Genomic DNA, 14,921 nt, shown 5'->3' with positions numbered 1-14,921 from the left:
AGAAGCTGCTGGTGGAGGATCTGAAGCTGCACACCGTCAGCGAGCAGTACGGCTCCCTGCTGCGGGTGGCCGCCGGGGATCTGGGTGACGAGAATTCAGCCCAGCAGGACGAGAAGTACATCAGCCGCGTGGGCGACTGGCGCTACGCCACCCGAGACATGGAGGAGCCCCAGACCGCCGAATCCTGGCGCACCATGCCCCAGAAGGCGGCCGAGTGGTGGAAAAAGGTAAACGCAGGTGAAATTGAGAACCCGTTTATTTTCGAGCACAGCAACGAGCCGGAGGACTACGAGTTTTAATTTTACAAGCGCGGAAGAAGGGGCGGCCGGTACGTCCCTTCTTCCTGTGCATTGCTTATAAAGGAGTGTCACAGCTATGGCAAAGACCATCATCACCGCCGCGCTGACCGGCGCGGTCACCCCCGCGGGCTACAAGATCCCCGAGACGCCCCAGCAGATCGCCGACGAGGCCTATGACGCCTGGAAGCTGGGCGCCGCTGTGGTCCATCTGCACATGCGCGCCGACGACGGCCTGGGCGCCATGGACAAGGAGAAGTTCCGCGAGACCATCAAGCTCATCCGCAGCCACAAGGACTGCGACGTGATCATCAACTGCACCTCCTCCGGCGCCTCCCCGGAGCACCCCGCCACCGACGACGAGCGCATGGCCCACCACAGGGAGCTGTCCGGCATCGAGATGGGCTCCTACGACGCGGGCTCCTTCAACTGGATGCCCGGCGGCGTGTTCGTCAACTCCCCCCAGTTCCTCGAGAAGCTGGGCGATCTTTACATGGAGAAGGGCATCAAACCGGAGCTGGAGATCTTTGACGCCGGCATGCTGGGCGTGGCCAACTACTTCGTGAAGAAGGGCCATCTGCCCACCCCCTGCCACTACCAGTTCTGCCTGGGCGTGCTGGGCGGCATGCCCGCCACGGTGGAGAACCTGCTCTACCTGGTGCAGCACATCCCCGCCGGTTCCACCTGGTCGGCCTTCGGCGTGGGCAAGGGCCACCTGCCCATCCTGTTCGCCTCCCTGGCCCTGGGCGGCCACATCCGCGTGGGCATGGAGGACAACGTGGTGTATGAGGTGAAGGAGAACGGCGAGAAGGTCATGGCCACCAACCACATGCTGGTGGAGCGGGCCGTCAACGCCGTCAAGGCCTTCGGCAATACCCCCGCCACCCCCGACGAGGCCCGCCGGATGCTGGGCATCCCCGCCTTCGACGGCGGCCGGGTGCGCGCCGCCCTGGGCATTGGCTAACTGAATTTTCCGGCCCCAGCGGCGGCAGGAGCAGACGCTCCTGCCGCCGCTTTGTTTTCCACACATTTCAGGCAGACGGGGGAAAACCCGCGCATAGAGTAGGTGGAAAGGGGGCATGGAAGGATGGAACATGCGCTGCGGGTGGCGGCCTACTGCCGGGTATCCACGGACAAGGAGGATCAGCTTCACTCCCTGGCCGCCCAGCAGGCCTACTTTGAGGGGTACATCGCCCGGCACGGCTGGCGCTGCGCGGGCATTTTCGCCGACGAGGGCCTGTCAGGCACCACCCTCCGCCGGCCCAGATTCGCCGAGCTGCTCCGGCTGGCCCGGTCGGGGGCGGTGGATCTGATTCTCACCAAGGAGGTGTCCCGCTTCGCCCGCAACACGGTGGACGCCCTCCAGGTGACCCGGCGGCTGAGGGAACAGGGGGTGGGGGTAATTTTCCTCAGCGACGGCATTGACACCCGGGACAACGACGGGGAGTTCCGCCTTACCATCATGGCCAGCGTGGCCCAGGAGGAGAGCCGTAAGATCTCCGAGCGCACCCGCTGGGGGCAGCTCCAGGCCATGCGGCGGGGGGTGGCCTTCGGCAACGACACGGTGTACGGCTATGCGCTGCGGGGCGGGGCGCTCACCATCCGGCCGGAACAGGCGGAGGTGGTGCGGGAGGTGTACCGCAAGTGTCTGGAGGAGGGTAAAGGGGCCCACACCATTGCCCGGGAGCTCACCGAGGCGGGGGTGGCCCCGCCCCTCCGGGCGGACGGGGCGTGGTCGGCCGCCATGATACTGCGGCTGCTCCACAACGAGAAGTATTGCGGCGACCTGCTCCAGAAAAAGTACCGCACCGTGGACCATCTGACCCACCGGAAGGTGGTCAACCGCGGGGCGGAGGAGCAGTTCCGCCTGGAAAACCACCACCCGGCCATTGTCAGCCGGGCCCAGTTTGCCGCCGTCCAGGCCGAGCTGGCCCGGCGCGCGGGGTTGGCGGGGGAGAGGAGCCGCTTTTCCGCCCGCTACTGGTATTCCGGCAAGCTGGTGTGTGGGGCGTGCGGCGGGCGCCTCACCGCCAAGCGCACCCGGCGTCCCGATGGGCGGGAGTACCTGCGCTTCGTTTGCCGGGGACGGGGAACGGGATGCGCCATGAGGGCGGTACCGGGAGACGTGCTGACCGCCTGTGTCCGCCACGTGCTGGGCGAGGTGGGACTGCCTCTGGGGGCGATGGCCGCGGAGGTACTGGCGTCGGCCCGGCCGGCGGGGGCGGAGTGCGGGGCGGCGGCTCTGCGGCAGGCCCTCCGCCGTCAGGAGGCCCGCCGGGCCAGGGCACTGGACGCCTTTCTGGACGGGACCCTCAGCCGGGAAGAGCTGGCGGCGCTCACTGCCCGGAGCGAGGCGGAGCGGTCCCGGCTGGCCCGGCGGCTGGCCGACCTGGAAATGGCGGGGGCGGAACGGCCGGAGCGCCGCGCCGCCCTGCTGGACTGGCTGGCGGGAGAGCTGGCCGGGGGCGAGGCGGTGCTGGACGCGGCGGTAAAGCGGGTCACGGTCCAGGCCGACGCCCTGCTGGTTGAGCTGGAGGAGCTGCCCCTGTGCTTCCGTGTCCGGGCGCAGGCCGGCGGGCGGGGGGCGGCGCGGCGGGTTGAGGTGACCGAGTGTACCCCCCTCCCGCGCTGAACAGCGGTGTCCTTTCGGAAAGGCGGTGCCCACCGCAGAGGGGGCCATCCAGCTGGCTATGGAGGAGCTGCCCATTACCCTCCACGGCGCCCGGGTTCTGGTGATCGGCTACGGCCGTCTGGGCCGGGTGCTGGCCGACCGGCTGGCGGGCCTGAAGGCCAGGGTCAGCGTGGCGGCCCGCCGGTATGCCGACCTGGCCTGGGCAGAGAACTGCGGCTACGGCGTGGAGCACACCGGGCAGTTGGAGGGCTGGCTGTGCGGCTATGATCTGGTGGTCAATACCGTCCCTGTCCGCGTTCTGCGGGAGGCGGAGCTGGCAGATCTGAAGCCGGGCTGCCTGGTCATTGACCTGGCCTCCAAGCCTGGAGGGGTAGACTTCGACGCGGCGGCCCGGCTGGGGGTCAAGGCCTTCTGGGCCCTGTCTCTGCCCGGCAAGGTGGCCCCGGTCACAGCGGGCAAGAGCATCAAGACAACCATCTATAACATCCTCACCGAATTAGGAGTGTGAACATGGAACATAGGAAGATTGGATTCGCCTTCTGCGGCTCCTTCTGTACGTACAGCCAGGCCATGGAGGTGCTGGAGCGGGTACAGTCCAGGTACGGCGACGTACTCCCCATCGTCTCGGAGGCCGGCGCCGCCACTGATACCCGCTTCGGGGCGGCCCACGACTTTATGCGGGAGATGGAGCGCATCTGCGGCCGGAGGGTGGTGGACAGCATCGCCAAGGCCGAGCCCATTGGGCCCAGGCATCTGCTGGATGTGCTGGTCATCTGTCCCTGCACGGGCAACACCCTGGCCAAGCTGGCAAACGGCGTCACGGACACCACGGTTACCATGGCGGCCAAGGCTCACCTGCGCAACGGGGGGCCGGTGGTGCTCTGCCCTGCCACCAACGACGGTCTGGCGGCCTCGGCCAGGAATATCGGCGTACTGCTGGACAAGAAAAACGTCTATTTCGTCCCCTTCCGGCAGGACGATCCCGCCAGGAAGCCCACCTCCCTGGTGGCCGACTTTTCCCTGGTCCCAGCCGCTATCGACGCGGCGCTGGAGGGCCGCCAGCTCCAGCCCGTGCTGCTTGGACCGCAGGAGGCGGATTAAAAAACACACCGCCCCCGGCTACGCCGGGGGCGGTGTGTTTTTGTGATTGTTTACAGGGTTTTGGCAAAATCCATGGGGATATAGGTGAAGCCGTCCCGCACATAGCAGTAGTGGGTCAGCTCAATGGTTTCACCAGTGCCGGTGACACATTCATAGCTCTCAGGGGTAAAGGTATAGGTGACATCGCCCTTGGCGATGGTGGTGGAACCGTCGGCCTTGTTCCAGGTGACGGTGTAGCCGCGGCTCTCGGCCACCTGGCGCAGGGGAACGTCGGAGAGGAAGGTGGTGGGTGTCTTGCTGGAGGACAGGCCTGTGTTGTGCATCATGGTGGTCAGTAGCTTGGCGTACAGGTTATCCGCCAGAAGCATCTCCCGCTCCGCCATATCAATGCCGAGCTGGGTTACATAGGCGTCGCCTGCGGCGCGGCTCTCGGAGTACTTGGCCAGCATGGCGGGGGCGGCATCCAGCATCTCCTGGTACATCAGCTCCTCCTGGAGCTTCCAGAAGTCCTTTACACCCTGGCTATACAGGGAGCGGTTCTGTTCAGCAATGGTGCAGATGCTCTTGAACTTCCAGAAGGCGCCGTCGGGGTTGTAGGTGTCGCCGTCCAGATGATAGGCCGGGGCGGTGTCGGTAATGCCGGAGAAGAAGGGAATGAACACGGAGTGCTCCGTGTTGCCCAGGGCCAGCCAGTCGATGGAGGAGCACTCCGCGGGCCAGTCGGGGAAGGTCTGGAGGATATGGATCTGGGAGGAGCGCTCGGTGCCGATGACGCGGTTCTCCTCATTGCCGGGCAGGGTCACGTCCAGGGGAGTGCCCTCGTACCGGTTGCGGTAGATATCCATGACGGTCAGAACGCTGACCTTCTCGTCGGGGGAGTAGAACAGAGGATAGAATTCATCGGAGTCGTACTCGCCCGCCAGGGAGGGGGCCAGGATGGTCATGCCGGCCCAGTTGCGCATGTTGTTGTAGTCCTCGCGGGTGTTGTTGGTCACCGATTTGGCCAGGTGGTACAGCTCGCCCTCCTTGACGGCCAGGCCCAGCTTGTCGATGGTGTCGAACAGACCGTCAGAGTAGATGTAGCCGTCCTCGGGAGTGGCCTTGGGGTCCACCAGCCCGATCATGTTGTGGTTGCCGAACACGGCCACCTTGTCGTCGGGCATCTTCATGGCGCAGTACTGGTGCCCGCCGTAGATCTCCACGATCCAGGCCTCGTTCTGGTCGGTGATCATGACGGTGTTGCCCTCTTCGGAGCCGTACTCGTCCACATAGCCCAGCAGCACATCCACGGCCTCCCGGGCGGTGGTGGAGACGGCGGCTACCGAGGCGGCCAGAATGGCCTCACGCAGGCCGGGCTCCACAAAGGGATCCTCGGCCTCCCAGGCCTCGCAGGTGGAGGTGGAGACGGTGGCGGTGATGCTCACACCGTACTCATTGGTGCAGGAACCGGGGTACATGCCGTCGTCGCCCCGGGTGTAGTCGGGGACATAGGTGTACTTATAGGTGGTGGCGGGCAGGGGGATCTGGAACCCGGTGGCGGTATCGGTGATGAAGCGGCCGGGCACATTTTCCACCCGGGGCTGTACCTGAAACATTTTGTTGTAGTCGCCCTGGCCCTGATCCTCGCTGCGTGCAATGAGATAGGTCCCCTGGTCGCTGACATCCTTGCCTACGTACACGCCGGTACACGCCAGAGCGCTGGTGCTGAGGAGCATCGCGCCCGCCAGTGTGACGGATAAGACGCGAAGGGATTTTTTCATGTTTGATTACCTCACCTTTTTTTGAATTCAGCCGGCCGCGGCTTGGGACAGGTCCATGAGCCCCCCTTCTGCAAGAAAGCGTGCAGATTTTAATATGGGAAATGCTGTATCTACATTTTTGCACAATATAGACAAAATGTCAAGGAGAATCATTGGGCGATTTTACGGCTGTATGTGTGGAAAAGGAGAAAGATCAACTGCAAATAGCCAGGAGGGACAGCGGATTTTAGCAGAAGTATAGAGAGCGTATGGTACGGTTTTTCTGGGATCAACAAAAAAGCTGCGCCCCCATGGGGGCGCAGCTTTGGGACTCAGAAGCGGCTGATCTGCGCGGCGTCCATCCGCTCCAAAATGGCGGCGGCCAGCCGGGCGGCGTTCTCCACGTCGCTGTGGGCGGCGATGCCGTAGTGGGTATGGATGTAACGCACAGGGATGCCGATGACGATGACGGGCACGCCCTGGTTGGACAGATGGATGGGCGCGCCGTTGGTAGAGCCGCCGGTGCGCACGCTCTCCTGCACGGGGATGCCCAGCTCCTCCGCCAGATCCAGGGCATAGCGCTGGAAGCGGGGGTTGGTGATCATGCGGGCGTCGATGTGGCGCAGCATGGGCCCCTTGTGGATGGCGGTCTGTATCATATAGGGTTCGGCCACGGTGTCGTCGGCGGGGCAGCCTTCAAAGACGATGGCCAGGTCGGGTTTCACGGTGTTGGCGGTGACAGTGGCGCCGCGGGTACCCATCTCCTCCTGGACGGCGAACGCGCCGGTCACGTCCACATTCAGCGTCTTGTCCCGCAGATTGTCCAGTGTGCGCAGAATGGAGGCGCAGCCCAGGCGGCAGTCAAAGGCCTTGCCGATCATCAGATCGTGTTTCTCCTGGTACTCGAAGGTCACGTCGGGCACCACCGGGGCGGCCATGCGCACACGGAAGTCCCGCAGCACCTCCTCCCGGGAGGAGGCGCCGATGTCGATGCTCATGTCCTCTACGGCGGGCTGGGCCTTGCGCTCGGCCTCGCTCATAAAGTGGGGGGGCTTGCTGGCGGTGACGCCGGGGATATAGTCCCCATCGGCCGTCTGAACCCAAACCCGGTGGGCGGGGATGTTGGAGGGAACCCAGCCGCCCAGGGTGGTGAAGCGCAGGGTGCCGTTGGGCTTGACGGCCTGCACCATGAAGGCCACCTCGTCGGTGTGGGCGTCCAGTTGAACCATGGGCCGTCCGCCCTGGTTCCCGCTGCGGGAGAGGTAGAGGTTGCGCAGGCTGTCCTCCCGGAAGGAGCCCAGCCCCTCGCCATAGCGGCGCAGAACCGCGAGAACCTCGTCCTCAAAGCCGGGCGCGCCCTTGGCGTCGGAGAGGGCGGCGCACAGTTCCAGTGATTGCTTTTTATCCATTCGTGTCTATCCCCACATTCTAACCAATTAAAATTCGGTGCCGCAGGCCTTGGCGATGTCCACCTTCTTGAACTCCTCCATAAAGTCCGCGATGTAGTCGGCGGTGGTCTGGAGCATCTTCCGGCCCCACTCCTCGGTGGCGGTCTCGGGGTGGTCGGGACCAATCCATCCGTTGTGGGTGACGGAGGGGGTCAGGCGGGGAATGTTGACGGTGACGCCCTTGTATTCAATGGAGGTGAAGCCGGTGGCCTTCAGGGTATCGGATACGTCGTGGAGCCTCATGGGGCCGGCCACCTCGCTCTGATCCACCAGGGAGGGGTCAATACCCAGGATGGCCGCCGTCTCTTCGCCGCCGCCGTGGCCGCCCTTCCAGGCCGGGTCCATGTCCCAGGCCATGAGCCACCAGTTCAATTCGGCCAGGATACCGCCCTTGCGCTGGATGTCATAGCCCACCCGGTCGATGGACTTGATGTTGCCGCCGTGGCCGTTGAGGATGACGAAGCGGCGGGCGCCGTGCTGGAACAGGCTGTCGCACACCCGGCCGAGCACCTGATAGAGCAGCTCGGTGCCCAGGTTGATGGTGCCGGGATAGTCGCACAGGCTCTCAGTGGCGCCGTAGGGGATGGTGGGGCAGATGAGCACGTCGCTCTTCTGCTCGATCTTGTCCAGAAGGAAGTCGGGGATGAGGGTGTCGGTGCCCAAAGGCATGTGGCGGCCGTGGCACTCGATGGAGCCGACGCCGATGAGAACGGTATCGTGAGTGCGGAAGTATTCCTCTGCCTTGGGCCAGGTCAGGTTGGATAAACGCATGGTACTACCTCCTTGTATTGTGCGGAGCGCAGTCCGGTCGGGCTGGCTTCAGAGTGGATAGTGGCAGGCGCACAGGTGGCCGGGGGCGATCTCCTTTAACTCGGGGACTTCGCTGCGGCACTTGTCCGTGCAGTAGGGGCAGCGGGGGTGGAATTTGCAGCCGGTGGGGGTGTGGATGGGGCTGGGGGGTTCACCCTCGATGGCGTAGTCCCGCTGGCGGTTCAGGGGATCCAGCTTGGGGGCCGCCTTGGTCAGCACCTGGGTATAGGGGTGGGCGGGGTGCTGGAAGATGGCCTCGGTGGGGCCCACCTCCACGTTGCTGCCCAGGTACATCACCATCACCCGGTGGGTAATGTGGCGCACCACCCGCAGATCGTGGGAGATGAACAGCACCGTCAGCTCCAGCTCCCGCTGGAGCTGGGCCAGCAGATTGATGATCTGGGCCTGGATGGATACGTCCAGGGCGGATACAGGCTCGTCCGCCACAATAAAGGCGGGGTTGAGGGAGAGGGCCCGGGCAATGCCGATGCGTTGGCGCTGGCCGCCGGAGAACTCACCGGGAAAGCGCTCGGCGATGTCCATGGTCAGTCCGCTCATGGTGAGGAGCTGCTCCACCCGGGCGGGGAGCTCCTCGGCCGGCACCACCTTGTGTACCCGCAGCATCTCGGCGATGGTGTCGTATACCGACATACGGGGGTTGAGAGAGGAATAGGGGTCCTGGAAGATCATCTGCATCTGGGGGCGGAGCCTGCGGAGCGCATCGCCCTTCATGTGGGAGATGTCCGTGCCGTTGAGGCGGATGGTGCCGCTGGTGGGCTCATACAGCCGGAGAATGGTGCGGGCCAGGGTGGACTTGCCGCAGCCGGACTCGCCCACCAGCCCCAGGTTTTCCCCCTTGAAGAGCTGGAAGGACACGTCGTTGACGGCCTTGAGGTAGCGTTTCTCCTTCCGCTGGAGCACGTCGCCGGCCGTCCGCTTCAGCGGAAACCATTTGCACAGGTGTTCCACCTCCAGCAGCAGGGGACGGGAATCAGCCATGGGGGGTGTCCTCCTTTCGTCCGGCGCCGTCCGGCACCTCGATCAGGCCCTGGAAGGACGCGGTCACGTCCAGGCGGTGACAGCGGGCCAGGTGGCCCGGCTCCACCTCGGTGAGCGCGGGCCGCTCCCTGCGGCAGAGGTCGCAGGCGTATTTGCACCGTGGGGAGAAGGGGCAGCCCTCCGGCAGGTGGGCCAGGTTGGGGGGCGAACCCTTGATGGCCTCCAGCGTGGTGCCGGCGGTCTCCTCGTTGGGCAGGGAGCCCATCAGGCCGTAGGTATAGGGGTGGCGAGGGCGGCTGAAGAGCGTAACCGTGTCAGTCATCTCCACGATCTGGCCGGCATACATGACGGCCACCCGGTCGCACATCTGGGCGATGACGCCCAGATCATGGGTCACCAGGATGATGCTCATACCCAGTTCCTGCTTGAGCTGGTTGAGCAGCTTCATGATCTGGTCCTGGATGGTTACATCCAGCGCGGTGGTGGGCTCGTCGGCCAGCAGCAGCTTGGGCCGGGCGCCCAGGGCGATGGCAATCATGGCGCGCTGGCGCATGCCGCCGGAGAACTGGTGGGGATACTCATCCAGACGGGTCTCAGGGGAGGGGATGCCCACCAGCTTGAGCAATTCAATGGCCCGCCGGCGCTTCTCCTCCTTGGACAGCTTCTCCCCCTCAAAGGCCTCGTACATCTGGCTGCGGATGCGCAGCACCGGATTGAGGGCGGTCATGGGCTCCTGGAAGATCATGGAGATTTCCTTGCCCCGGATTTTTTGCAGCTCCCGCTGGCTCATTTTGGCGATGTCCGCCCCCTTGTAGCGGATTTCGCCGCCGGTGATCCGGCCGGGCTGCTTCAGCAGGCCCAGGATGGAGCGGAGGGTCTGGCTCTTGCCGCAGCCCGACTCGCCCACCAGGCCGAAGGTCTCCCCCTGGAAGACCTGGAAGGAGACGCCGTCCACGGCGCGGACGGTCTCCCGCTTGCTGGGGAAGGCCACGTGGAGATCACTGACTTCAAGTAGTTTTTCCATGCCGGGCTCACCGTCCTTTCGTGCGCAGGAAGTCGGTCAGGCCGTCCCCCAGCAGGGAGAAGCCAACGCCGCTGACGGCCAGGAACAGGCCGGGGAACAGGGTGGGCCACCAGGCGAAGGTGATGAAATTGCGGCCCTCGTTGAGAATGGAGCCCCACTCCGGTGTGGGGGGTGAAACACCCAGGCCCAGGAAGCTCATGGACGCGCCCGTGAGCATGCACATGACCACGTCGGAGGCGGCGAAGACCACCGCCGAGCTGATGACGTTGGGCAGCAGGTGGCGGAACAGAATCCGGGCGTCGGAGAAGCCGGCCACCCGCGCGGCCTGGATGAACTCTGAGTCCTTGAGCACCAGTACCTCGCTGCGCACCAGCTTGGCGTAGCTCATCCAACCCACCAGCCACAGGGCGATGAACAGGTTGATCAGTCCCTGGCCCAGGATGGCCATGATGGTGATGACCAGGATGGTGAAGGGGAAGGCCATCATGATATCGGTGATGCGCATGAGCAGGCTGTCCAGGAAGCCGCCGTAGTAGCCGGCCAGCAGTCCGATCATGCCGCCCACCAGAAAGGGAATCACCACGCCCAGCACGCCGATGAGCAGATCGATGCGGGTACCCCAGATGACGCGGGAGAAGATGTCGCGGCCGTAGAAGTCCGTACCGAACCAGTGGGCCGCACTGGGGGCCTGGTTGGACACGGTGACGTCGGTGGCGATGGGATCGTAGGGGGCGATGAACTGGGGGAACAGGGCCATGAGGATGACCACCAGCACAATCAGCAGGCCGATCACGAAAGAGGGCTTGGCCAGCCACGCCGGCATGGAGCGCTTCTGCTCCAGCGGACTGACGCCGTGATAACGTTTCATTCGTACACCCCTTTCTACAGATTGACCCGGGGATCCAGGAAGGAATAGAGGATATCGGTGATCAGATTGATGACCAGCACCAGCACCGCAAAGAGCAGCACCACATACTGCACCACCGCATAGTCCCGGCCGAAGATGGCGTCGCTGGCCAGCTTGCCGATGCCGGGTACGGAGAACACCGTCTCGATGATGACTGAGCCGCCCAGCATGGCCGCCATGCGCATACTCAGAAGGGTGACGGTGGAGATCATGGCGTTGCGCATCACGTGGCGGGTACGTACCTCACCGCTGGTAATGCCCTTGCTGCGGGCAAAGTCCACATAATCCATGCGGGTGATATCCACCACCGAGTTGCGGGTGTTGCGCAGCAGCAGGGCGGAGGTCATGAGGGACTGGGTGACGGCGGGCAGGATCAGGCAGCGGAACTGTCCCAGAAGGGTGTCCGACCAGCCGCCGGCCGGCAGCCATTTCAGCTTCAGGGCAAAGACGATCATCAGCAGCAGGCCCACCCAGAAGGAGGGCATGGAGATGGCCACCAGGGAGGTGGTGCGCACCACCTGGTCGCCCAGGCGGTCCTTGTGGACGCCGGCAAAATAGCCCAGGGGCAGGCTGATGACCAGAGAGATCACCGTGCTCATCAGGGTCAGCGCCAGGGTCACCGGAAAGCGGGAGGCCAGAAGCTCGGACACCGGCATCTGGTAGGTGAAGGAGTTGCCGAAGTCCAGAGTGAAAATCTGCTTCAAGAACAGGAGGTACTGGGTGAGCAGGGGCTCATTCAGGCCCAGCTTCTCCGTCAGGGCGGCCACAGCCTCCTCTGTGGCCTTCTCGCCCAGAATCAGGCGGGCTGGCTCACCGGGGATGAAGCGGATGATGGAAAACACCAGGATGGTGACCACAAACAGAACCGGAATCATCTGAAGGATCCGTTTGAGGATGTAGTTGAGTCGATTCAAGAAGTTACACCTGCCTCTGTCAGTTCGTGGGACCGCGCGTCCCGTTCCCGGGGAACTGCGGAACGCCTTGTCCACGGGGAAGCCGCGCCTTCCCCATGGACAGAGCGTCCCGCAAAAAGAGCCGGGGGATGGAGCCGTATGCTCCACCCCCCGCGGCTGGGGCCCCGCCGTCCGGGCGAACGGGAGGACGCGGCTCAGTTGGCCTTGGTCCAGTACATGGCCTGGTACACGTAGAAGGGGTTGACCTGCAGGCCGTCTACCTTGGCGGAGCGGGCGAAGGCGAAGTCATTCCGGTACAGGGGGATGACGTTGGCGTTGTCATACACCTGCTGCTGAATGTCGCGGTACATCTCCACGCGCTTGTCGTGGTCCATCTCCGTCTGGGCGGCCATGTAGAGGGCGTCCAGCTCCTCGTCGTTCAGGCCGGTGTAGAAGCACTGGGCCTGATCGTAGTCCACGGTCCAGCCCACGACGCCGGAGGGATCCTGGTAGTCGTCCACCCACTGGAGAATGGTGGCCTGGTGGCTCTGAGAGCTGTACTTGTCGGTCAGGGTGGCGGACTCCAGAAGCTCGATGTTGCAGGAGAAGCCGGCCTGGTCCACCTCGGACTTGATGAGGGTGGCAATCTGCTCATAGAACGTGGAGCCGGTGCGGATGGACAGGGTAAACTCCACGGGCTCGGTGTAGCCGGCATCGGCCAGCATCTGCTTGGCGGTGTCGGGAGCGTACTCGGTCACCTGCAGATCGGTGTTGCACCAGTCGCCCTGGGTCTCGGAGACAATGGCGGCCACAGGGGTGCCGTACTCGCCGGCGATGGCGCTGGCCAGCTCGGACTTGTTCAGCGCGTAATACAGGGCCTGGCGCACCTTGACATCGTCAAAGGGAGGCTTCGTGGTGTTGACGGTCAGATAGTAGATCTGGGTGGAGGGGAAGATGTCCAGCGCCAGGGCCTCGTTGCTCTCCACGCCCTGGGCGAGAGAGAAGGGGAAGGTGGGGGCCACGTCGATCTGGCCGGACTGGAGCTGCATCAGGCGGGTGTTGTCGTCGGCGATCAGGACGTACTTGATCTCCTTGGTCTTGGGCATGCCCTCCACGCGGTAGTAGGGGTTGGCCTCCAGAGTCAGGCTGCTGCCCTGGGTCCAGTCCTTCAGCATGTAGGGGCCGGTGCCGACCGGGTTCTTCAGGTACTCCTCGTCGCTCATGCTCTCGGCATAGGACTGGTCGCCCAGCACCATGTTGAAGCAGCCCAGCTCGGCCAGAAAGGCGGCGTTGGGTTCGGTGAGGGTGATGACCACCTGCTCGTCGGTGGCCTCCACGGTGTCGATGGCCTCGGCGATATAGCGGTAGTTGGAGGTTTCGTAGTCGCGGGCGCGGTAGAAGGACCAGACCCAGTCGCTGGGCTCCACATCCTCGCCGTTGGAGAACTTGACGCCCTGCACCAGATTGAAGGTATAGGTCAGGCCGTCGTCGCTGATGGTCCAGTCGGTGGCCAGGACGGGCTCGATAGAGCCGTCGTCGCCGGTGCGGACCAGGCCCTCGAAAATCTGCTGGGACACCTGAACCTCGGCAGGGCCCATACCGGGGGCATTGGGCTCAATGTACTTGGGCTCGGCGGTAATGCCGACCACGATCTGGTCGGCGTAGGATGTCGGCTCTGCGGTGGTGCCGGGGGTAGGGGACGCGGTGCCGGTGGCGTCCCCATTTCCGCTGCCGCCAGAGCAGGCGGCCAGGCCCAGGCCCATCACCGCGGCAAGAGACAGGGCCGTCAGTTTCCGTGCGGTAGGATTCATGCATACTCCTCCTTACTAATGTTTTCTACTACAGCGTTTACTGTAGTAAGATAAACTAAATTATAGCAAATGCTTTTGTCAATTGCAACTGTTTTTCGCGACGGATCGCCAGGCAAATTGATAGAAAAATCCCCTCTTTCCATAAAAAGAGGGGATTTTGTGCAGGATTAAATTCATATTGAAGTGTTTGGGTCGGAAAAACAACTGTCAAACTTTCGGTGCAGTGTGTCACGGCAGGTCTTCTCCTCCTGGGTGGGAGCGCCACTGGTAAAGGTATAGAGCATAGCCAGGGTGTCCACCAGGCCGACCATGGAGGTAAAGGAGTTGGTCATACCCATCAGCTCCACATGGCAGAGCAGGGTAGTCTGGGCGCAGCGGGCCACGGGGGAATCGGGCCGGTCCGTAAGGGCTGCCACGGGCATGCCGATGGAAGCGCAGTAGCGGGTCAGGGCGATGGTGTCGTTGCCGTACGGGGGCACGGTGATGGCAATCAGCAGCCCATCCTGGGGCGGCTGGGCGGAGAGCCGCCGGAACATATCCTGCCGGGCCTGCAGATCCAGGATGCAGCAGTCCAGCTCCAGTGAGAGCAGCCGGTGCTCCAGGTATCCGGCGGGAAAACGGCTGAAGTCATGGGCGGCGATGAAAATACGCCTGGCCCGGCGCAGGGCTTGGGTGAAGGCCAGCAGCAGCTCCACGGAGTTGCCGTCCAGGGTGCTCTGGAGGGCCTCCCGCTCGGCGCGGCAGACCCGCTGGTACAGATCCTGGGCACTGCCGCTGCCCGCCACCGCCAGCTTCAGCCGGTCTCCGGCGTTGACGCGCACGATCAGGTAGTCCTGAAGCGCCTTCTTGAGGTCCATATAGCTGCCAAGTCCCAGGCCGCGGCAGAAGTTCAGGACCGTGACCTCCGTGGTCCCGACCTGCTGGGCAAAGCTTCTGAGGGAGAGAAAGCAGCACTGCTCCGGGTAATTCAGGATAAAGTCGGAGATACGCTGCCTGGGGCGGCTGAAGGAGCCGTAATTGGCCCTGGTTTGCTCCAAAATATCCATGGTGGTCCTTTCCGTGTGCAAAGATTCGGTTCGCCTGCTAGTGTACCATAGCCGGAGGAGAGCGTACAAGCACTTTTGCACCGCAGGCAGACGCGGGGCGGCCCACTCATAGGCCGCCCCGTGTTCCACTTTTACCAAAAGCCGGACGCGGCGTTACAGCAGAATCACCCCGGCGTCGCGACAGGCCTGGATGGTCTGTTCATCCCAGACACTGG

Annotated in this window: 13 protein-coding genes and 1 pseudogene; 5 read left to right on the top strand and 9 right to left on the bottom strand. The window is 63.9% G+C overall.

Going from position 1 to position 14,921, the window contains the following annotated elements:
• The 5 genes and pseudogenes from HMPREF0372_RS20825 to HMPREF0372_RS14400 all read left to right on the top strand — a co-directional run.
• A pseudogene (locus tag HMPREF0372_RS20825) lies at positions 1-299 on the top strand (enoyl-CoA hydratase/isomerase family protein); the annotation flags it as partial.
• Between the two features lie 76 nt (positions 300-375).
• Entirely contained in the window at positions 376-1,260 is an 885-nt protein-coding gene (locus HMPREF0372_RS14415) for a beta-keto acid cleavage family enzyme (RefSeq protein ID WP_007494007.1), read from the top strand.
• A 123-nt stretch (positions 1,261-1,383) separates the two neighbouring features.
• A complete protein-coding gene (locus tag HMPREF0372_RS14410; RefSeq protein WP_007494006.1) occupies positions 1,384-2,928 on the top strand; it encodes a recombinase family protein in 1,545 nt (514 codons plus the stop codon).
• Between the two features lie 58 nt (positions 2,929-2,986).
• Positions 2,987-3,436: an NAD(P)-dependent oxidoreductase gene (locus HMPREF0372_RS14405; RefSeq protein ID WP_154250529.1), complete on the top strand. Its 450-nt coding sequence runs from the start codon at positions 2,987-2,989 to the stop codon at positions 3,434-3,436.
• A gap of 2 nt (positions 3,437-3,438) precedes the next feature.
• On the top strand, positions 3,439-4,029 hold the full coding sequence (locus HMPREF0372_RS14400; protein ID WP_007494004.1) for a dipicolinate synthase subunit B: 591 nt from the start codon (positions 3,439-3,441) through the stop codon (positions 4,027-4,029).
• Between the two features lie 50 nt (positions 4,030-4,079).
• Here HMPREF0372_RS14400 and HMPREF0372_RS14395 read toward each other — a convergent pair whose 3' ends face one another.
• The 9 genes from HMPREF0372_RS14395 to HMPREF0372_RS14355 form a co-directional block, all read right to left on the bottom strand.
• Entirely contained in the window at positions 4,080-5,789 is a 1,710-nt protein-coding gene (locus tag HMPREF0372_RS14395; protein ID WP_007493997.1) for a C69 family dipeptidase, read from the bottom strand.
• 311 nt (positions 5,790-6,100) lie between these two features.
• Positions 6,101-7,177: a M42 family metallopeptidase gene (locus HMPREF0372_RS14390; protein WP_007493993.1), complete on the bottom strand. Its 1,077-nt coding sequence runs from the start codon at positions 7,175-7,177 to the stop codon at positions 6,101-6,103.
• A gap of 27 nt (positions 7,178-7,204) precedes the next feature.
• Complete coding sequence (locus tag HMPREF0372_RS14385) at positions 7,205-7,987, bottom strand: creatininase family protein (protein ID WP_007493991.1); 783 nt, start codon at positions 7,985-7,987, stop codon at positions 7,205-7,207.
• A gap of 48 nt (positions 7,988-8,035) precedes the next feature.
• Entirely contained in the window at positions 8,036-9,025 is a 990-nt protein-coding gene (locus HMPREF0372_RS14380) for an ABC transporter ATP-binding protein (RefSeq protein WP_007493989.1), read from the bottom strand.
• Complete coding sequence (locus HMPREF0372_RS14375) at positions 9,018-10,049, bottom strand: ABC transporter ATP-binding protein (protein ID WP_007493980.1); 1,032 nt, start codon at positions 10,047-10,049, stop codon at positions 9,018-9,020. The genes HMPREF0372_RS14380 and HMPREF0372_RS14375 overlap by 8 nt, the downstream gene beginning before the upstream one ends.
• Positions 10,050-10,056: 7 nt before the next feature.
• Complete coding sequence (locus HMPREF0372_RS14370; RefSeq protein ID WP_007493978.1) at positions 10,057-10,917, bottom strand: ABC transporter permease; 861 nt, start codon at positions 10,915-10,917, stop codon at positions 10,057-10,059.
• A 14-nt stretch (positions 10,918-10,931) separates the two neighbouring features.
• A complete protein-coding gene (locus HMPREF0372_RS14365; protein WP_007493976.1) occupies positions 10,932-11,870 on the bottom strand; it encodes an ABC transporter permease in 939 nt (312 codons plus the stop codon).
• Between the two features lie 194 nt (positions 11,871-12,064).
• Entirely contained in the window at positions 12,065-13,660 is a 1,596-nt protein-coding gene (locus HMPREF0372_RS14360) for an ABC transporter substrate-binding protein (protein WP_007493973.1), read from the bottom strand.
• A gap of 173 nt (positions 13,661-13,833) precedes the next feature.
• Positions 13,834-14,706, bottom strand: coding sequence for a MurR/RpiR family transcriptional regulator (locus HMPREF0372_RS14355; protein ID WP_039997681.1), 873 nt, complete (start codon positions 14,704-14,706; stop codon positions 13,834-13,836).
• Positions 14,707-14,921: the final 215 nt, after the last annotated feature.

Origin of the sequence: Flavonifractor plautii ATCC 29863, assembly GCF_000239295.1 — a bacterium.
In the GTDB taxonomy this organism is placed as follows: domain Bacteria; phylum Bacillota; class Clostridia; order Oscillospirales; family Oscillospiraceae; genus Flavonifractor; species Flavonifractor plautii.
Note: the sequence above shows the minus strand (reverse complement) of the source record. Positions and strands in the feature narration are given on the sequence as shown.